This is a genomic window from Haloechinothrix salitolerans, from assembly GCF_042662605.1.
GTDB classification, from domain to species: domain Bacteria; phylum Actinomycetota; class Actinomycetes; order Mycobacteriales; family Pseudonocardiaceae; genus Haloechinothrix_A; species Haloechinothrix_A salitolerans.
This window is the reverse complement of record NZ_JBHSXX010000001.1, coordinates 1,325,689-1,344,843: the sequence shown is the minus strand read 5'-3', so window position 1 is coordinate 1,344,843 and position 19,155 is coordinate 1,325,689. Positions and strand designations below refer to the sequence as shown.

Below are 19,155 nucleotides of genomic sequence, written 5' to 3'. Positions count from 1 at the left end.
GTGCCAGAACGGGGAAGCGACGCGGCGCGGTACGACTGGCAGCCCTAAGCCATTATCACAGTCTATTAATTAACTAACATCCTGTTGATCTGCTAGTCAACACCATATTTGACGATAAGTAAGTACTGAAAAGTATGGTAGATTCGGCGCGACTTGCCTAACCGCACCGACTCCAGGGAGATGGAACGGATGAGCAGCGACCAGCCGCGCCACGGTGGCATCCTGCGGCTCTACGGCCCCGGCAGCATGGACTACGTCGACCCGGCATGCTCCTACTACATGCTCTCCGGACAGATCATCCGATTGTTCACTCGGCAGCTGTTCACCTATCACTCCGTGCGAAATCTCCGCGACTGGCGGCAGGTCACCCCGGTACCCGACCTGGCGGAGTCGATCCCCACCGTCGAGAACGGTGGACTCAGCGAGGACCACCTGACTTACACCATCACGGTGCGCCCCGGCGTCTATTGGGACACTGACCCACGGCGGGAAGTCACCGCGTATGACGTCGTTCGCGGCTTCAAGCGGATGTGCAACCCGGTCATCCGATCCGGTGCGATCCACTACTTCACCAGCACCATCAAAGGAATGCGGGAGTTCTGCGACGGCTTCACCGAGGCCGTATCGCAGCACGACCCGACCGCGGCCGAACTCGCCCATTACCAGAACTCGACGGAAATACCTGGAGTCAGGGCCGAAAGCGACCGCGTACTGACGATCGAACTCATCCGGCCCGCGCTCGACTTCCTCCACATCCTCGCGACGACCTTCCCGTCACCCGCGCCGGTCGAGTACGACGCCTTTCTCCCTGACAGTCCCGAGTTCCGGCAGAACGTCCGATCAATCGGCCCCTACCGATTCACCGAGTACGTGCACGGCGAGCGGCTGCGCATGGAGCCCAACCCCGCTTGGCGGCAAGAGACCGATCAGGTCCGGCACCAGTACCTCGACGGGATCGAGGTGGTGATGGAGACGGCGACCCCTGAGCAGGTTGGCGATCGGATCAGATCGGGCAAGGCGGACCTGTCGTGGGCGTCTCCGGTAACCGAGCCATACGACTCGAATCCCACCGACCCGGGAAACAACCTCGGGTACGCCCTCAACCCCTACCTCGTCTTCAATACGGTCAGCCCCAACGAGGGTGGCGCCATACGCGACAGGAAAGTGCGCCAGGCCATCGCCTTCGCGGTAAACAAGGCCGCCATGGTGGACATCTTCGACAACCTCAGCGTCGGCACGGTGATGTGGCCCGCACGCTCGGCGATCCCGCCAGGCAACTATGGCTACCGGGAGTACGACCTCTACCCCACCCCGAACGACGAGGGTGACCCGGACACCGCTCGCGCCCTGCTCGAGGAAGCGGGATACGGCGATGGCTTCACCGTGACGATCCTGCATCGCAATGTGGATGCCAACCCCGAGGTCGCCCAGTCACTCAGCGAGGACCTCGCCAAGATCGGGATCAGCTGCCGCTTCGTCTCCAAGGGCCACGCGGACTACTACCCGCACCTGCAGGACCCAGCCAACGCGAGAGCGGGAACATGGGATATCTCCGCACCAGCGTGGACGCCGGACTGGTTCGGCAACAACGGCCGCGCCTTCTTGCAGCCCATGTTCCAGACCAACAACGTGCGCGGTACTGGCAACTACGGGTGTTACAGCAACGCCAGGGTGGACCAGTTGATCGACGAGGCACTCGCGGCGACGGACCCCGATCAAGCCAGCGCGCTCTGGCACGAAGTCGACCTCCAGGTGATGCGCGACGTCGCGATCGTGCCAATCCTCGTTCACGCACCGACTATCCCGCACATCAAAGGAGCGAGGGTGCGCAACGCCATCCCCATGCCGACTATCGACCGGTGGTTCGACCTGGCCAACCTCTGGCTGGAGGAGGCCTGAACCCCATCCCTGTCGCCGTAGGCCGAGGGTGAAACGGGAGAACATTGACCCTCAGCAGACCGCTATATATTCTAGTAGTGTCTTTGTAGGGTTGTGGCGGTTGCCCGTTCGGCGAACGTCGACGTCGCCACTCAGCGAGACCGCCGAGCAGCAGTCAGGGAGTGGAGATGTTCGAGAGGTTCACCGACCGTGCGAGGCGGGTGGTTGTGCTTGCTCAAGAAGAGGCGAGGATGCTCAACCACAATTACATCGGCACTGAGCACATCCTGCTTGGGCTGATTCATGAGGGTGAGGGTGTCGCGGCGAAGGCGCTCGAATCGCTTGGCATCGCGCTGGAGGGTGTCCGTCAGCAGGTCGAGGAGATCATCGGGCAGGGGCAGCAGGCGCCGAGCGGGCATATTCCGTTCACCCCGCGGGCGAAGAAGGTGCTCGAGTTGTCGCTGCGGGAGGCGCTGCAGCTTGGCCATAACTACATCGGCACGGAGCACATCCTGCTCGGGTTGATCCGTGAGGGTGAGGGTGTGGCGGCGCAGGTGCTGGTCAAGCTCGGCGCGGACCTGAACCGGGTGCGGCAGCAGGTGTTGCAGCTGCTGTCGGGCTATCAGGGCAAGGAGCCGCAGGAGGCGGGCAGCGGTGGCCGCGAGGGCACGCCGTCGTCGTCGCTGGTGCTTGACCAGTTCGGCCGCAACCTGACCGCGTCGGCGCGGGAGGGCAAGCTCGACCCGGTGATTGGTCGGGAGAAGGAAATCGAGCGGGTCATGCAGGTGCTGTCGCGGCGCACGAAGAACAACCCGGTGCTCATCGGTGAGCCCGGTGTCGGTAAGACCGCGGTCGTCGAAGGGTTGGCGCAGTCCATCGTTAAGGGTGAGGTGCCCGAGACGTTGAAGGACAAGCAGCTCTACACCCTCGACCTCGGCTCGCTGGTCGCTGGGTCGCGCTACCGGGGTGATTTCGAAGAGCGCTTGAAGAAGGTGCTCAAGGAGATCAAGACCCGTGGCGACATCATCTTGTTCATCGACGAGTTGCACACGCTGGTCGGTGCCGGTGCGGCGGAGGGCGCGATCGATGCCGCGTCGATTTTGAAGCCGATGCTGGCCCGCGGTGAGTTGCAGACTATTGGTGCGACCACGCTGGATGAGTACAAAAAGCATGTGGAGAAGGATGCGGCGTTGGAGCGTCGGTTCCAGCCGATCCAGGTGGGTGAGCCGTCGTTGGAGCACACCATCGAGATCCTGAAAGGGCTGCGGGATCGCTACGAGGCGCACCACCGGGTTTCGATCACCGACTCGGCGTTGGTGGCGGCGTCGACGCTGGCGGATCGCTACATCAACGACCGGTACCTGCCGGACAAGGCGATCGATTTGATCGACGAGGCCGGTGCCCGGATGCGCATCCGCCGCATGACCGCCCCACCGGACCTGCGCGAGTTCGACGAGAAAATCGCCGACGTCCGCAGGGACAAGGAATCCGCGATCGACGCGCAGGACTTCGAGCGCGCCGCGCGGCTGCGTGACGAGGAGAAGACCCTGCTCGGTCAGAAGGCGGAGCGGGAGAAGCAGTGGAAGGACGGCGACCTCGACGTCGTCGCCGAGGTGGACGACGAGCAGATCGCGGAGGTGCTGGCCAACTGGACCGGTATCCCGGTGTTCAAGCTCACCGAGGAAGAGACCACCCGGCTGCTGCGTATGGAGGATGAGCTGCACAAGCGGATCATCGGTCAGGAGGACGCCGTCAAGGCGGTCTCGCAGGCGATCCGGCGTACCCGCGCTGGCCTGAAGGACCCGAAGCGCCCGTCCGGGTCGTTCATCTTCGCCGGCCCGTCCGGTGTCGGCAAGACGGAGCTGTCGAAGGCGCTGGCGAACTTCCTGTTCGGTGAGGATGACGCGCTCATCCAGATCGATATGGGTGAGTTCCATGACCGCTACACCGCGTCGCGGCTGTTCGGGGCGCCCCGGGTTATGTCGGCTACGAGGAGGGCGGCCAGCTCACCGAGAAGGTGCGGCGTAAGCCGTTCAGTGTGGTGTTGTTCGACGAGATCGAGAAGGCGCATCAGGAGATCTACAACACGCTGTTGCAGGTGCTCGAGGATGGGCGTCTCACCGACGGTCAGGGTCGCACGGTTGATTTCAAGAACACCGTGTTGATCTTCACCTCGAACCTCGGCACGCAGGACATCTCCAAGTCGGTGACCCTCGGCTTCGCTTCGACCAGCGACGAAGGCTCGCGCTACGAGAAGATGAAGCAGAAGGTCAACGAGGAAATGAAGAAGCATTTCCGGCCGGAGTTCCTCAACCGTATCGATGACATCATCGTGTTCCACCAGCTCACCGAGGACCAGATCGTGGAGATGGTGGACTTGATGACCAGCCGTGTCGAGGAACAGTTGAAGAACAAGGACATGGCCCTCGAACTCACCACCAAGGCGAAGAAACTACTCGCCAAGCGCGGCTTCGACCCCGTGCTGGGTGCCCGGCCACTACGCCGCACCATCCAACGCGAGATCGAGGACCAACTCTCCGAGAAAATCCTGTTCGGCGAAGTCGAAACCGGCCAAATCATCATCGTCGACGTCGAAAACTGGGACGAAGAAACCAGCCCCGACGACCAAGCCCGCTTCGTCTTCCGCGGCGAAGGCAAACCGGTCGACCTACCCGACACCCCGCCGGTCGCAACCTTTTAATTAACTAGGTCCCGCTCCGTCTCGAGCGGGGACCTCCGCTGGTTCTAGTCACCTTTTTAGACCATGGTATTGCCGTTTGCCCTGTTAGAAAACTGGATGCGGCATTCGAGTGAAGTTGCGAGCACAGCCAAAGCGGCACCCGGCAACCCCTGGCAACTCACTATATAAAGATATAGTCTTCTAGGTGGGTGTGAACCCGTCATCACGTACTAGTTAGACAGACGCTGGAGGTGTCTGGAGTGAGCGCTCTCAATGAGACCTATGAGTCTCTGAACCTCGAACCAAAGCCGATTCGGCCGCACATCCTCGCGGCCGCGACCGTGGTCTTTGGTGACGATTACTACGCGGGCAGGAGGGAAACGATCAACCTGTCCGGCTTCGTACAGCTCAACAAGTGGCCGATGCCGGGCTTCGAGCACCGCGTCGACGAGAAAGGCCACGCTGAGTTCGACCTTGAGCTGATCAGCGCGCCCGAGGTCGGCATCAAGGGCTTCAGCTACGAGCTGGACGACCGTATCCAGGTGCTGTCCAACCCGTTCCTGCCGAACACCGGTCACGTGCGCCAGATCGTGCCTGGGAAGAACTTCCCCGCGGAGTTCTACATCCGCCGGTTCGGCATTCTCGAGACGAGCACGATGCGGCTGGCACACCGCAATGTCATCGACATCTACGGTGTGGTCGACAACGTGCCGCCGTTCAAGAAGCCGCTCACCGGCCCGTACCTGGGCCACCCACGCGGTGACGGCCCGTTCGACGTCGTGCAGGCACCGAACGTGGTACGCGGCACGACGCTGCCCGAGGCGTGGTACCCCGCCAACGACGAGAACGAGCCGGTCGGCATCGAGCCGTCGGTCTTCTTCGCCGCGAGCGCGGGACCATGCATGTCCATGCTGGTCGACCCCTCCATGATCATGCAGGTCTCGCTGGAAGGCCAGGTCGAGGTCGAGGTCAACGGCAGGACGCTGCGCATTGACCTCGAAGGCGACTACAAGAAGGCAGCGGGCGCGGAGATCCTGCTGTTCGGCCCGGAGAAGCACAACGAGGGCACCGGCGTGCTGGCGCAGATGGCCCGCGTGGCCGTTGTCGGGCACTGTGAGGAGCTCGGTGGCAGGGTCATGCTGCGGGCGAGCTGGCCACGGGTGTCGGGCGGCACGCTCGGCGAGGGCACAGAGGACAGCCTGAGCCGAGTGAAGTACCCGAGTGAGATGCACGTTGACGCCGAGTTCGAGCTGGTCACGCCGCGCGAGACGCTGTACGCGACGAGCCCGGTCCACGTCAACGGCAAGCTCAAGGACATGGACGCGACCGGCACCGAGCTGCGGATGGACGGTGCCGACACGGCGCTGGTCACGACCGAGGACGAGGTCAAGGCCCGGCTGACCGGTGTCACGCTGGCGATGCGGGACGCCTTCGTCGGCGAGCACTCCGCCGTCAACGTGTGATCAACCGGCTGACGCCCGGTTGACGCATTGACACCCAGCAATGTCAGTACAACTATAAATAGTGACATTGGGATGGAGTGAAGCGTCCCTCCCGACTTCCGTTGGGAGGGACGCTTTCTCGGCACAAGGAGTGGACGTGGACCAGCGCCTGTTACTCATGCATCAGGTGATGCTCGCCGATGCGCCTCGTCTGCGCGCGTACGACGCCGCCCTCGAGGCGGCGGTACAGCCGGACGACGTCGTCATCGACGTGGGTGCTGGAACGCTTGTCCTGTCGATGATGGCGCTACGACACGGCGCACGGCACGTCTACGCCATCGAGGCCGACCCGACCATGGCGGCGGTAGCTGAGCGCATCGCCGCGGACAACGACCTCAAAGGCAAGCTCACCCTGGTGCAGGGAGACGCACGTGCCGCGAACCTGCCGGAGAAGGCCGACGTCATCGTCTCGGAGATGATGGGCAATCTCGGCCCCGAGGAAGAGATGGCCACAGTGGTGAGTTCGGTCGCGAGACGCAACCTGCGCCACGGCGGCAGGATCGTGCCGCGGCGGCTGGTCACCGAGCTTGCCGCCATCGAGTTCGATAACGAAGGCTGGGGACTGTGGCGAGACGCCACGCCGGACGACCCGATCGGCGGCGTGCTGTCGTATCGGCTCGACGCGCTACAGGAGTTCGCGGAGCCGGGAGCCCAACTGCACTTCTTTCAACGCGAGCCGACCTTTCTGAGCTCTCCCGAGCCGATATCCGACGACATCATCACGACCGAACGGCCGCGCAAACGAGCCCCGTCAACAACCAAGCTCACGATCAACCGGCCTGGCACGCTGCAGGCGATCATGGGCTACTTCACCGCAGAACTCACCGACGGCGTCTCGTTGTCCAACTATCCCTCGTACCCAGGATGCAACTGGGCGGTATGGGTCTGGCCATTGCGCCACGGCGCCGTGCGAGAGGGCGATGAGGTAGTTGTCGACGTGCTACCGCCCTCCCGGCGCACGCAGGCACGAGAACCGACCGACTGGCGGCTCGACTGCCGCGTCGTTCGAGCAAGGAGGTAACGATGCCGCTGGCTGCAGGCACGGTGCGAGACGTGCCCGTCCGCGCGCTCAAGATGTGTGGTCTGACCTGGTCAGGTCAGTTCCTGTGGTTCTCGGAAGCGGTGTCGAACGAGATTATCGCGATCGACACGTGCGACGGCACGGTCCTGCACCGCGTTCCTTGCCCCGAGGTACGCACCGACCTGACCACCCTACGAGGCAACCTCATGCAGATCGCGGGCGGCGACCGCGCGCTAAGGGTGATCGATCCCAACTCGGCCGCCGTCGTCGCCGAGGTGCCCAATCCCAGGCCGGGACACGTGCTGTGTGGGCTGGAGGCGACCAGCCACGGCATCTGGCTCGGTTATGAAGACCTCGGCATCATCGATCTCCGCAGTCAGGAGGACTTCCACCTCATCGACTCGATCCACGTCGGGGGCAGCGTCGCCGGTGTGACCGTGTCAGACAGTTTCCTGGTCTACGCGGACTACCGAGCGGCCACGATCAACCTCGTCGACCTCGATGAGCGGCGAGAACTGGCCGCCTACTCCGTCGCGGGCAACCCAACCGGCCTCACCTGGGACGGCAGCAAGATCTGGTATTGCGATCACACGACGTTGCAACTGCGCGCGATCACCGTTCCCGGACTCGACAAGAGTTGATCGCACGATGACGACTCATTCCGTGCGCGCGCATGCCACGGCAGGCGACAACGCACCACTGGGAGTGCTGGCCCTCGGCAAGCGAGCCGCGCGTGTCACCGCCATCGTGCTCCTCACGCTTGTCCCGGCCTGCGCTAGCGGCCTCGCACGAGCGATAGTCAGCGGTAAGCACGCGGGCTGGACCCATCTGTACCGCCGCGTCGCTGACCTGCTCATGATGCTCGGTCCCACGTTCGTCAAGGCTGGACAGGTGCTCGGCACGCGAAGGGACGTCGTTCCCGCGGGGCTGTGCGATGCGCTGGAGACGTTGCAGGAGTCGGTGACGCCGCTGAGCGCATCGCGGTCCCGTGCCGAGCTAACCGAGGTCTACGGTGACGACCTCACCCTGTTGTTCGAGCACATCGACTACGACCCCATCGCGTGCGGCAGCATCGCATGCGTCTACCGAGCCCGGTCGAGCTCCGGCAAGGAACTGGCATTGAAGCTGCGGCGACCGGGCATCGTCCGGGTCATGCGCCTCGATCTCGCGCTGATCCGGCGCGGGGCGACACTCGTCGGCAAGTTGCCGCTTTTCCGGGACGTGCCCGTCGATGACGTCGTCAGCAACATGTGTGAGGCCGTATACGGCCAGTTGGACTTCGGCCGCGAGGCGGACAGTCTCGTCGAGTTGCGGGAGAACCTATCCGTCGTGCCGCGAGTGTGGATTCCCGCGACCTATCGCGAACTGTCAAGGCCGCGCTGCATCGTCATGGAATACATTCCCGGTCTGTCGGTCGACGTACCGAACCAGTGCTCGCTCGCTGCCCGCAAGCGTTTCGCCGCATCGGGCCTCGCCGCCATCTACCAGATGCTCTTCGTGGACGGTTTCGTGCACTGCGACATGCATCCGGGCAACCTGTACTTCACCAAACAGGCACAGGTGGTCGTCCTTGACGCGGGATTCAGCATCCAACTGTCGGACAAACTGCGTCGCCTGTTCGCCGAGTTCTTCATGAACATGTCGATCGGCAATGGTGAGCGGTGCGCCGCCATCGTCATCGACAGTGCCGCGGGTGTCGGCGAGGACGCCGACCTCGACGGTTTCGCCACGCGCATGGCGGATCTGGTGCACCGCACCCACGGCTTGCCCGCCAAGGAATTCAGCCTGATCGCGTTCGCGACGGAGATGTTCGAGCTGCAACGCGACCACGGCATTCACGCGGCGCCGGAGCTGATCTTCCCACTGCTGTCATTGCTTGTCATCGAGGGAACGATCCGCGACCTCGATCCAGACGTGGATTTCCAGGGCACCGCGCGGCCCGTGCTGATGCGGGGCCTGTTCGGCACGCGCACCCGCTGAGAACCGCTCAGGATTCGCGACAGCTCGATTAGGATGATGCCGATCGACGTCGCGAGTTCACGACATCTTCCAACCGGATCGCCTTGAAGCTCCGAGCCGCGAAGTCGCAGTACCACAGGCTGTAGCCGTCCCACGTCATCCCAGTCGGGCGTCCTTCGACGGCCACTTCGCCGAGCAGCGCTTCGGTCTCCGTGCTGACGGCGCGCACGAGCCCCGTCTCGAACTCGGAGTACACGACAGTGCCGTTGACCCAGGTCAGGCCGGAGGGTGCCCCCTCGACGGGAAACTCACGCCGCACCGTCATCGTCTCGAAGTCCCTGAGCTGCACCACGGACGGCGACCGAAGGCACATCCACATGCCTTCGTGGCACATCTCGATACCGCACAGCCTTCCGCTCGCGGGCAGCACCTCGCGTTCCCCCACCACGGCGCCGGCTGCTGGGTCGACCAGCACGATCCGCTTCGGCTTGCCGCCCACCTGGCAGAGCATGCCTTCGTGGAAGGAGAGGTCGGCGCGCACCCTGCCGCAGCCCAGTTCGCGCGTCACGGCGCCTCGGCCTGGCTCGATCGCCCAGATCTTTCCCTCGTCCTGGTCGGAATGCCATAGCTGACCGTCGGCCCAGGTGAGTCCACACATGTAGCTCCCTGGCCCCGGCAGTGAACGCAGGACAGGGGTCGTCGATGTCACGTCAGCGGTCACGTACTACCTCCACGAGTTGCGATGGCCAATGCTTGCTGGTGACCAGGACGGGCTACGGCGACATCCGGGCCGCCACCGCCTCGACGGGCTCCCCCACCGGCGGCACGGTGTCGGCGAGCCAGAGCTGAGACAGGGAAACCGTGTAGTCCCATGCGGGTATCGCCATGGCGCCACGAACTGAATCACCGACCAGCGTGCGCGCCGCTGGCGTCTCGGCGACGAGCGGCAGCAACGCCGCGTCGTCCAGTGCCACCCGCTCGGCCTCCTGCCAGGCCGACCGCGACTCAGTGGGGTCGGCCGCCATATCAAGCGCACGCTGGATCAGTTGGTCAACCCGCGGATTGTGGTACTGGCCCACGTTGCCCAGTCCCCTTTTCGGACCGGACTGCAGGGGTGACTGCACGAACACTCTCGCGTTCTGGTGGTACCACTCGGGCACAAGAGACAGCAGTGTAATGTCCCACCTGCCTGACCGCGCGTTGCGCGGATCAGCGAGCATCGCGTGGTACTCGGCTGGTGCCAGCCCTTCGAGCCGTACCGTGATGCCTGCCTCGCGGAGGTTATCCGCGCAGGACCGCGCGACCACGGGATCGACGTCGCTGTCGCGATACACCATGGTGAGCGTGAGTCCGCGAGGGTAACCACCGATGGCGAGCAGTTGCCCGGATCGTTCCGGATCGCCCCTACCATTGAGGGCGGGAAACGGCGTGAGCTCCTGGTGGGCGTCATGCCCCTCGGGGATGAGCGAATGCGCGGCACGATACGCGGATGCGCTGTCCTCACTAGCGTACAGCTTCGCCAGCGCGGCCTTATCAATCGCGTAGCACGCCGCCATCCTGATGTCCCGCCTCGCGAGCGCGCCCCCGGCGTTCGGACTGACGACATTGAACGCGAGGCACGAGCGGAGTACGTCGCCGAGGTGTTCAGCCCGCGGGGAACCGTCCGCCTCATCCGTGGTGATCCTTGTTCCCCACGGCAGGTCGGCGTCACCCGCACGGACGGCCTCGGCGACCTGCCGCCTGCTGACGGCGGCGGAGGTCACCGTAATCTCGGGAACATGCTGCCGCCCGACGGGATCGGAGTCCGGCTGCCAGGACGGGTTCGGAGCGAGCCTGATCTCCCGGCCGCGCACGTGTCTACTCACCCGGTACGGCCCGTTTGATACCACGTGCCGAGGGAAATCGGCTTCCCCAGGAACAAGATCGTCATATTCGGCTGGGACCGGGGAGGCGCACGGTAGCGCGAGAATGTTCACGAAATCCAGCGCGGGCCGCACCAGTTCGAATACCAGTGTCTCGTCATCGAGCGCGAACACGCCAGGTATGTCGTGCTCGTTCTGGTACTCGGCGAGCAATGCCGCACTCGGATGTGTGTCGCTGAACGCCGAGGCATAGCCATCGCAGAACTCGGCGAGTCCCCTGATGGTGCTGGTGAAGTACGGCAGCGCGGCCGGCCGTGACACCGGGTTGCACAACCGTTTGACGCCTCGGATGACATCCGCCGTGGTGACCACTCTCGGTGGCGTCGTGTCCCACAGCACTCCCGGACGCAGGTGCACCACATAAGTGAGGTGGCTGGCGCCGACCCCGGCGTTGTACATCGAAGGAACCGCCGTCGCGATGTCCGGCACGGGCTCGATCGCACGCCACTGGCGGAGATCCGCCATCGGCTCATACGTGAAAAGTTGTCGATGGAACAGCCTGATCAGCTGTGTGGCCGACGCTCTGGAAGCACAGGACGGATCGAGATGATCGAGATCGTCGTTGCCGTAGAGCCGTAGGGCACCGCCGTGCGATGGTTCCGCACCCGCCGTCACGACATCTCTCCCGCCAGCCGTGCCATCGTGTCCACCGCGATGTCTATGTCGTCGCGGTTATTGAACAGATGCGTGCAGATGCGAGCCGCGTAATGCTGATGGGGCGAGCCAGGCACATCGAATTCGGTCCAGCGAACCCAGATTCGATGCTCCTCCTCTAGCCTGCTGACGAACGCACTGATCTTTTTGATGTTCCACGCGTCTTCTGGATCCCGGAACGGGTGGAACGCGATGAGCGGCGATCGCAGCCGGGTGTCTTCATGCGGCGAATAAAGGGACTTCTCGCCGAACGCCGTCGCGATCCGCTCCCGCGCGTAGTCGCCGAGTTCCATGATCCTGCGTTCGATGCGGTCCCGACCGATCTCGTCCCAAATCTCGCACGCCTTCGCCAGCGCCGCTCCCCTCGCGATGCTCGCGCTTCCCGCACTTTGGAGATAGTCGCCCATATTGTCGCTCTCGACCGAGGTCATCGTGCGTGGCGGCGGACTACCCATCATCGGGTACCAGGTCGAGATGATCGGCCAAAACGTCGGCAATGGCAGCGGGTTGTACTCCGGGTAGATCTTGTTGCGCGCGTACAGCAGACCGGTGCCCAGCGGACCGCATTGAAACTTCGACCCGGAACACGACATGAAGTCGACGCCGAGTGCACGCAGATCGCAGTCGAGCATCCCTGGCAGCAAGGCGCCATCGACCACCGTAATGAGCCCGTGCCGCTGGGCCAGCTCACACAGTTGCCGCATCGGCATCATGGTTCCGGTGAACAGCGTGACCGCCGCGAACGCGAGCACCTTGGTGCGTTCGGTGATCGCGTCCTCGAATAACGCGACGATGTCCTCGGCGCGCACATCGGGACCGCTCGGCAACGTCACGGTCTTCATGCTGATGCCGTGCCGGTTGCGTACCAGGTTGAAGTTGGACAACACCGAGTAGCATTCGTGCGTCGTCGTGACGACCTCATCGCCCTCATGTAGATCGAGGCCATGGACGATGCGAGCCATGCCTTCCGTGGCGTTGTGGCAGATCACCATCTCGTCTTGGTCGACGCCGAAGGCGCGCCCAATGGCCTCCCGATGCTCTGTATACATACTGGGCGGATAGATATCCATCAGGCCGCCGGTCCACTCTCGGGTCACCCGGTCGACCGTATCGAGAACCTCGTGCGGCATCGCACCGATCGTTCCGGTGTTGAGATGGATGGCACCGGGCGTCAGCGCGAACAGTTCCCTGATGCGTTCCCATGACGCGTGGCGCAGGTCGCGTTTACCCTGCTGAACTGGAAAGGGTATGTCGTCGACGTCGGTGGTATGCGCTACTTGACTCACGGACGAACCTCCGAGCACGGGCCTCCGAACACCACGACGCTACCATATATTTATGAAGTAAGTGTAGTTGCGATCGCTAGCTACTCTTCCTCGTGCGCGACTCCGCTCGGTCACACGAATAGCGGTTTACCAGCATGCTAAGGCCGCAACATTGTCGAGCTACCCCTAGCCTTGCATGCCGTGCCAAACATCGTTAAGCTTAAATTTTCGCTAGTCTTAGGTAGTTCGGTAGACCGCGAGCCAGATAGGTGCCACGCGAATGAACGATGCCGCGCCACGCTCCGACCAGCATGACTGCCAGTGCCACCGGCGCCAAGGACCATCGGATCCCGTCAGCGACAACACTGTTCAGATCCTGTTCGGTGACGACACGCTCTCCACCACCGCGGTGCTGCGCGGCACGAATGTTGTCGAGCGACGACGTTCTCGCTAGTCCCAAGCACCGCGCGTCCCCGGGAGGCCGCTAGCGCAACCGGTAGCGAGTCGAGCCCGATCAGCCCGGTGGCGCCACACCGTCGCGGCCACGCACATCGGGCGCGACCCCACTTCGACGACCTGCTGTCGCCGACACCAACCCTCACCGCCAGGTCAACGTGCCGGGCGTCCCACCGCCTGTTACTATGTGTACTGGCAGTGAAAGGCAAGGGCATGGCAGGTAAACGCGACTACGGACAATTTTGCGGGCTCGCCGCGGCGATGAACGTGCTCGGTGAACGATGGACGATTCTCATCATCCGCGAGCTGCTCATCGGCCCCGCCCGGTTCAACGAGCTAGCGGAGAACCTGCCGGGAATCGGCCCGAACCTGCTCACGGAGCGGCTCCGGTCGTTGCTCGAAGCCGAAGTCATCGAGCAGTCACAGGTTGCCTGGGATGGTCGCGCGAAGCTGTACCAGCTCACCGAACGGGGCAGGGAACTTCGCGAGCCGGTACTGGCGCTGGCGCACTGGGGGATGAGTCTGCTTGATGAGGAAGACAGAAACGGTGCGGTTCGTGCCGAGTGGGGCTTTCTGGCCGTTCAGTCGATGATCGAGAAGGCCGAGATACCCGACGTCGACGAGACCTATCAGTTCGAGGTCGGAGACGAGCAGTTCTCAATAGAGGTCCGCGGCGGTTCCGTCAACTTCCACCGCGATGGTGTCGAGAATCCCGACCTCATCCTGGAGTGTGACGCCGATACCTTCGTGCGGGTCGGAGCGCGACTCCTTACACCGTTCGAGGCCATCGCGACCGGCGCGGTACGCATCAAGGGCGAGCCCGAGCGCATCCATCGGTGCAGCCGGATGCTCGGCCTGACATAGCTCGTCGTATTGTCGAGAATCGACACAGCGACATGCTCCTCGCGCCGAAGCTTGCGGACGCGTTTCGCTGTGTAAACTGCGGACCATAGTCGCGCGATGCTCGGCTCTCGAAAGTGGATAAGCGCCAGCGTTAACGGGATAGGAAGGCGCCCATTCGAGTCATACGGTTGCTCTCATCGCAGGGGGCCTCGGTATCGAGTGGAGCATGCCATGGTCGATCAAAGTTCGCCAACCGGATTAGCATATTCAACTCCCGCTCGGCCGGCTGACGGCCACGCGCGACACCGGCCCGCGCACCAAACGGCCGCCGCCGAACCAATCGGAGCGTTGATACGACGTAGACGTCGCGCTCTCGGGCTATCGCAACTCCAGCTCGCGGAACGCCTATGCCAACGATCCGAGGCCAGTTGTATCGGTCAAGCGCGCATCTCGGATTACGAGCGTGGTCGCCACATCCCTCGCCACTGGCTGTTACCGATAAGCGCCGTATTGGAGATACGGTGGGACGAACTGGAGACCGCCGTACTCCGCGCCCACTTACTCAAGCGCCGCGACAACATCCGCCGCGCTGCTCCCTTCGTGTCAATCACACAAAAGTGATATTCCGGGCGCACATCGGCGAATGGTTCACTCAGCGGCACTGACAAGGCACGATTCAACGACCTACCAGAATACGCGCCTTCGCCAGCATCACATATGGACTACCAAGAAAGTGGTGCGGTATGAAACGCCTTATTGCGCTCATGTGCTCACTTCTTCTCATCACCTGGTTCGCCACTGGGACGGGATTCGCCGATGGCGGCGAGAGCACCACTCAGCGCACCAGCCTTACTTCCGCCGACGTCTTCGAATTACTGTCCGCGGTACCCAGCGCGGTTAGCTCCGACCTCACGGCCGCGGACGAACCGTCTGACGCACTTCGAGCGATCAGCACGCTGCGCTTTCACGAGATCGACCTGGCGGCGATCGATGCTCCCCTGCGAGAGAACGCGCGCGAATGGAATCGCGTCGTGTCCGCCGGTCTCGTCGTTCCCAGCTACGACCAGCTGACCTACCTGTACGAGACGGACACCGAATTCACACAGGCGGTAGACTCACTTACGGATACTGTCTCGGCGTGCGCGGACACAATCATCTTCGTCATCATCATCGCTGTGTTCTTCTGGCCGTTTCTCGTCCTCAGCATCGTCACCTGGTGCGATTCCTACCTGCCTTCGATATCGGCCTGGTTCAGTTGCACCACGGATAGGACGCAGACAGTCATCACGGCCGTCTTCGCCGGGCTTGGCCTCATCATCGATGCCTGCTTCCCCGCAGCGAGCAAATCGATAATCAGACCGGCATAAGCAGAACAACATCCTGTGGTGTGTGCTGGCGGTGAATCCGACAGCACACACCGGCGCGTCACGGTACGCGACAACCAGATGTTCAACGATTCAGCGGATCACGCCTGCCCGCCGACATTCGGTGATCAACGCGAGCCGATTGTGCACCCCGGTCTTGCGCATAGCCGTCTTGAGATACGACTTGACAGTGGCAGGGGCGAGCCCGAGCCGATCCGCGACGTCGGCGTTCGACAGCCCCGCCGCGACCTGCACCACGACGTCCAGCTCCCGCGGAGTGAGTCGGTACTCCACCGCTGGTTCCTGCCCCTCGCTCGGCATACCACCGGCGCGCACGGACAGCGCTTCGATCTTGGCCCGCAGCTCCGGGTCGGTGACCTGCTCGGCCAACACCCGTGCCTCGGCATGGATCGCCCTCAGTTGTTCCCGCATCCGCGCCGATTCCCGCTCGGTCGCGGCGGCATCGAGCTCGTCCAACCTGCGGGCGACTTCGTCGTCGATGCGGAGATCGAATCGGTATTCCTTGATCAGGCGATACGCGATATCGAGCCGCCGATCACTAATCGGATTCGCACTCCGCAGCGCGCCATACAGCATCGCGCGCGGCACGTCGTCCACCACGACGGGAATCGCCAGAATAGAGCGCATTCCCGACTCCGCGACGGGTTGGTCGAAGTCGTGGGTAATGGTGTCGGCGCGCTGGTAATCGGTCACCGACATCGGCCTGCGGAGCAGCATCGCCTTACCACCGATACCAGCTCCCGCCGGGACGGTGAGCCCGTCCAGCGGGCGCATGTGCTCGTCGGACACCCGGTTGATCAGGTAACGGTCACTATGGGGTGCGATTTCGGCACCGAAGGCCCCATCGAGTCCGGCAGCGTTCCGGACCCGAGCGACAAGATCCGCCAACGACGCTCGAGACACCTGGCAAGTCTGGCACATGTAACCGCTGATCAGCGAGCCGCGGCCAGGATATCGACGGCTTGCTCACGCATATCGACTTTGCGTACTTTACCCGTCACCGTCATCGGGAATTCGTCGACGACGTGCACGTCCACGATGTCACCGAGCAACGGGACGTTCGACGTACCCGATGCGTAGTTTGGCGTGCGCGGCGTGGCAGCTGACATCGACCCTCCGCTCGTGGTGATGGCCCGGCTCACACGGCGGAAGTAGCGCACCACCGATGCGTCGAGTTCAACAAGGCACGTCCGAAAGTGGGTGGTGGGTGGCGCGTCGCTTTGGAGTTGATCACGTCTGCTCGCGCTATTGCGCAAAAGTGTCCGTTTTGCCCGCTTATCCGAACAACGGCGAGAGTAGGTGTGATCAACACTGAGCGCAAACCCAGGCCGCGCTGGCAACAACTCAGCCCAGGACGTCTACCCCATATAGATACTGAATATCTAGCCCGGACAGACTGCGCAGGCGTGTCACCTGGTGTCGTCCGCGAGACGATCAAGAGTTTGAGCTGCCTGCCGAAGGGGTGGTTGCAGTGACCAAGTACACCGTTACAGCCAAGCGCTGGGCGCGCGGCTGGGAGCTGCACATTGATGGCGTCGGCGTGACGCAGTCGCGTTCACTCGCCGGGGCGGAAAGCATGGCGCGGGAGTACATCGCGTTCGCGCTCGACATCGACGCTGAGAACTCCTTCGACGTCGATGTAGTGCCGGAACTCGACGCCGAGCTGGCGCAGGAGATTCGCGCCGCGCGGGAGCAGGTGAGGGTTGCGGCGCGACAGCAGCAGGAAGCCGCCGCTCAGCAGCGGGACGTCGCGAAGAAGCTCAGCGGCACCGGGCTGACCGGCCGTGAGATCGCGGCCGTGCTCGGCATGTCTCCGCAGCGGGTGAGTCAGCTACTCAGCGATACGCAGGGCCACAAAGCAGTCGCGAGCAGGAAAGCCGCTCTGTCCGCATCGGCAAAGGTGGCCGAAATGCAGAACGCGTCCGTGCGTCGGTGACGAACTGCCAGCGCCACTAGCCCAGCAGTTCGACGTCGCACGTGAGACCGGGCGCGTTGCTGAGCCGCTTGTCCCTGGTCAGTAACGGCAGCTCAAGGCGCGTCGCCAACGAGGTTGCGCCGACCGCGTTCACACTTCCGCGTGCAGGGCCAGCCACAGCTCCGCGCGGACACCGGGGCTGTCAAGGTCACGGCCGGTCAGGTGCGCCACCTTCGCCAGCCGGTTGCGCAAGGTGTGGCGGTGCACCCCGAGCTGGGTGGCCGCACGGTCCCAGTGGCCGTTGTGCTCCAGCCAGCACCGCAATGACGTCACCAGGTCGCCGCGTCCCGTCGTGTCGTGCTCACGCAACGGGGCGAGCATCTGATCCGCGAACGCCCGCGCCACCTCCGGTGCCAGCAACCCGAGCAACCCACCCGCGGTGTGCTCGTCATAGCGCACGACCGGCTTGCCCGCCGCGCGTGCCGCATTCGCCGCTTGTCGCGCCTGCCGGTGCCCAACTTCTATGTCCGATGTGGATGGACAAATTCCAGTGTGGAGCCCTGGAACTCGCTCGACGACCTCGGACACGTCGTCACCCAGCACAAGCAACCTGTCGTCGTGCTCAGCGAAGAACACCTGCGGCAGCTCGGTCTCAAGCACGTCCATCGCCGCCGCCCGCGCCCGCACGCCGCCTAGCACCACAACCACCTGCCACGGCGGTCCGGGCACCGGTCCGAACACCGTGCCTATCACGTCCAGAGCCAGCTCTGAATGCCCGCCGAACAGCAACTCGGCCAAGCCCGACCGGAGTCCGCGCAGACTTTCGCCGTGCGCACGGTCCCGTTCCAGCGACAGCGACAGCAGCGACGCCGCCGTTGTCACGATGTGCCGGTCAGCGGCGTCCAGACCCGCAGGCGCTCCAACCGCGAGGAACCCGCGTCCCCTCGTACCCAGCGCGTGCAGTAGCACCTCGTCGCCGTCTACCGTCGCCAGCCGCGAGCCCGCCCGCGCCTGCCGCAGCTCCGCCCGCAGCGCCTCGGCATGTGTCCGTGCGGACGTCGGCGCGGCCTCGCGCACCTCGCCAGAACCGTCGAGCAGCAACACCCAGGCATCCACCAGCCGCGCGAGCTTACGTACCAGCGCGCCGGCCCCACGCCTGCTCAGCGCGGTTCGGGTCAACTCCTGCTGTCCCTTACCGGTTCGCACGACAGCGGCGTACTCGTCGGCGGCGACCGCCGCGGAGACGGCCTTGGTGATCGCGATGAACGGTGTCCCGTGCGGCACGTCCAGCAGTGGCAGCCTCTGGTCAGCCGCGGCGTCGACGAGCGCTTGCGGCACCTCGGCATGGCTGAGCCCGCTGCCGAAACCGACGCCAGTAACCCCGGCGGCGACCAAGCGCCGCACGTAGTCGGGCACCGAGACGTCGTCGATGGTGAGTCCGGTGGTGAGCAGCAACTCGCCGCCGTCGAGGAACTCGGTCGGGTCGGCTAGTTCGGTCGGGTGCACCCACGCGATCTTCCGATCGAGCGCATGCTCGCCAGCGAGAACCCGCAGGTCAAGCGACCTCTGTGCCACGAGGTCGCGCAACGTAAGTGCCATGATGTCGAATTCTAGCCGTCAACATCGACAGTTTGTCCCCCTGACGAGCCAGTCGTCGTAGCGCACGCTGGAGCGC

15 protein-coding genes and 1 pseudogene are annotated in these 19,155 nt (G+C 63.8%); 10 read left to right on the top strand and 6 right to left on the bottom strand.

Features of this window, described 5'->3' with window-relative positions; all coding sequences use genetic code 11:
• Positions 1 to 189 precede the first annotated feature (189 nt).
• The 6 genes and pseudogenes from ACFQGD_RS06330 (at position 190) to ACFQGD_RS06305 (ending at position 9,061) form a co-directional block, all read left to right on the top strand.
• Complete coding sequence (locus tag ACFQGD_RS06330; protein ID WP_345405695.1) at positions 190 to 1,899, top strand: ABC transporter substrate-binding protein; 1,710 nt, start codon at positions 190 to 192, stop codon at positions 1,897 to 1,899.
• A gap of 167 nt (positions 1,900 to 2,066) precedes the next feature.
• A pseudogene (locus tag ACFQGD_RS06325) lies at positions 2,067 to 4,579 on the top strand (ATP-dependent Clp protease ATP-binding subunit).
• A gap of 239 nt (positions 4,580 to 4,818) precedes the next feature.
• A complete protein-coding gene (locus ACFQGD_RS06320; protein WP_345399536.1) occupies positions 4,819 to 6,021 on the top strand; it encodes a DUF6004 family protein in 1,203 nt (400 codons plus the stop codon).
• A 136-nt stretch (positions 6,022 to 6,157) separates the two neighbouring features.
• Complete coding sequence (locus ACFQGD_RS06315; RefSeq protein WP_345399533.1) at positions 6,158 to 7,081, top strand: 50S ribosomal protein L11 methyltransferase; 924 nt, start codon at positions 6,158 to 6,160, stop codon at positions 7,079 to 7,081.
• Between the two features lie 2 nt (positions 7,082 to 7,083).
• Entirely contained in the window at positions 7,084 to 7,722 is a 639-nt protein-coding gene (locus tag ACFQGD_RS06310) for a YncE family protein (protein WP_345399530.1), read from the top strand.
• 7 nt (positions 7,723 to 7,729) lie between these two features.
• Positions 7,730 to 9,061, top strand: a complete 1,332-nt coding sequence (locus ACFQGD_RS06305; protein WP_345399527.1) for an ABC1 kinase family protein — start codon at positions 7,730 to 7,732, stop codon at positions 9,059 to 9,061.
• A gap of 28 nt (positions 9,062 to 9,089) precedes the next feature.
• Here ACFQGD_RS06305 and ACFQGD_RS06300 read toward each other — a convergent pair whose 3' ends face one another.
• The 3 genes from ACFQGD_RS06300 to ACFQGD_RS06290 are packed head-to-tail and all read right to left on the bottom strand — an operon-like array spanning position 9,090 to position 12,902.
• Positions 9,090 to 9,761 carry an NHL repeat-containing protein gene (locus ACFQGD_RS06300; RefSeq protein ID WP_345399524.1) on the bottom strand — a complete coding sequence of 224 codons (672 nt, stop codon included), beginning with the start codon at positions 9,759 to 9,761 and terminating at the stop codon, positions 9,090 to 9,092.
• A 52-nt stretch (positions 9,762 to 9,813) separates the two neighbouring features.
• Entirely contained in the window at positions 9,814 to 11,577 is a 1,764-nt protein-coding gene (locus tag ACFQGD_RS06295) for an ABC transporter substrate-binding protein (protein WP_345399521.1), read from the bottom strand.
• A complete protein-coding gene (locus ACFQGD_RS06290) occupies positions 11,574 to 12,902 on the bottom strand; it encodes an aminotransferase class V-fold PLP-dependent enzyme (protein WP_345399518.1) in 1,329 nt (442 codons plus the stop codon). Before ACFQGD_RS06290 ends, ACFQGD_RS06295 begins: the two co-directional genes overlap by 4 nt.
• A 648-nt stretch (positions 12,903 to 13,550) precedes the next feature.
• On the opposite strand from ACFQGD_RS06290, the gene ACFQGD_RS06285 reads away from it, so the two are divergent.
• The 3 genes from ACFQGD_RS06285 (at position 13,551) to ACFQGD_RS06275 (ending at position 15,547) form a co-directional block, all read left to right on the top strand.
• Positions 13,551 to 14,201, top strand: a complete 651-nt coding sequence (locus ACFQGD_RS06285; RefSeq protein WP_345399515.1) for a winged helix-turn-helix transcriptional regulator — start codon at positions 13,551 to 13,553, stop codon at positions 14,199 to 14,201.
• A 96-nt stretch (positions 14,202 to 14,297) separates the two neighbouring features.
• Positions 14,298 to 14,801, top strand: coding sequence for a helix-turn-helix domain-containing protein (locus tag ACFQGD_RS06280; protein ID WP_390183701.1), 504 nt, complete (start codon positions 14,298 to 14,300; stop codon positions 14,799 to 14,801).
• A 122-nt stretch (positions 14,802 to 14,923) separates the two neighbouring features.
• The gene (locus ACFQGD_RS06275) at positions 14,924 to 15,547 is read left to right on the top strand and encodes a hypothetical protein (protein WP_345399512.1); all 624 of its coding nucleotides are present in this window, start codon (positions 14,924 to 14,926) and stop codon (positions 15,545 to 15,547) included.
• A gap of 90 nt (positions 15,548 to 15,637) precedes the next feature.
• Here the strand turns inward: ACFQGD_RS06275 and ACFQGD_RS06270 are convergent, their stop codons facing one another.
• Together ACFQGD_RS06270 and ACFQGD_RS06265 are read right to left on the bottom strand one after the other, a co-directional pair.
• Entirely contained in the window at positions 15,638 to 16,468 is an 831-nt protein-coding gene (locus ACFQGD_RS06270) for a helix-turn-helix transcriptional regulator (RefSeq protein ID WP_345399509.1), read from the bottom strand.
• A gap of 29 nt (positions 16,469 to 16,497) precedes the next feature.
• Positions 16,498 to 16,674, bottom strand: a complete 177-nt coding sequence (locus tag ACFQGD_RS06265) for a hypothetical protein (RefSeq protein ID WP_345399539.1) — start codon at positions 16,672 to 16,674, stop codon at positions 16,498 to 16,500.
• A gap of 362 nt (positions 16,675 to 17,036) precedes the next feature.
• Between ACFQGD_RS06265 and ACFQGD_RS06260 the strand changes: the two genes are divergently transcribed.
• Positions 17,037 to 17,501, top strand: a complete 465-nt coding sequence (locus ACFQGD_RS06260; protein ID WP_345399506.1) for a hypothetical protein — start codon at positions 17,037 to 17,039, stop codon at positions 17,499 to 17,501.
• 129 nt (positions 17,502 to 17,630) lie between these two features.
• On the opposite strand, the gene ACFQGD_RS06255 is transcribed toward ACFQGD_RS06260, so the two are convergent.
• Positions 17,631 to 19,079 carry a PucR family transcriptional regulator gene (locus tag ACFQGD_RS06255; protein WP_345399503.1) on the bottom strand — a complete coding sequence of 483 codons (1,449 nt, stop codon included), beginning with the start codon at positions 19,077 to 19,079 and terminating at the stop codon, positions 17,631 to 17,633.
• Positions 19,080 to 19,155: the final 76 nt, after the last annotated feature.

Bases quoted from the DNA above. Each gene is read 5' to 3' on its own strand.
- ACFQGD_RS06330 (WP_345405695.1), top strand. From the start codon at position 190: ATGAGCAGCGACCAGCCGCGCCACGGTGGCATCCTGCGGCTCTACGGC.
- ACFQGD_RS06310 (WP_345399530.1), top strand. From the start codon at position 7,084: ATGCCGCTGGCTGCAGGCACGGTGCGAGACGTGCCCGTCCGCGCGCTC.
- ACFQGD_RS06305 (WP_345399527.1), top strand. From the start codon at position 7,730: ATGACGACTCATTCCGTGCGCGCGCATGCCACGGCAGGCGACAACGCA.
- ACFQGD_RS06285 (WP_345399515.1), top strand. From the start codon at position 13,551: ATGGCAGGTAAACGCGACTACGGACAATTTTGCGGGCTCGCCGCGGCG.
- ACFQGD_RS06280 (WP_390183701.1), top strand. From the start codon at position 14,298: ATGCTCGGCTCTCGAAAGTGGATAAGCGCCAGCGTTAACGGGATAGGA.
- ACFQGD_RS06275 (WP_345399512.1), top strand. From the start codon at position 14,924: ATGAAACGCCTTATTGCGCTCATGTGCTCACTTCTTCTCATCACCTGG.
- ACFQGD_RS06265 (WP_345399539.1), bottom strand. From the start codon at position 16,674: ATGTCAGCTGCCACGCCGCGCACGCCAAACTACGCATCGGGTACGTCG.
- ACFQGD_RS06255 (WP_345399503.1), bottom strand. From the start codon at position 19,079: ATGGCACTTACGTTGCGCGACCTCGTGGCACAGAGGTCGCTTGACCTG.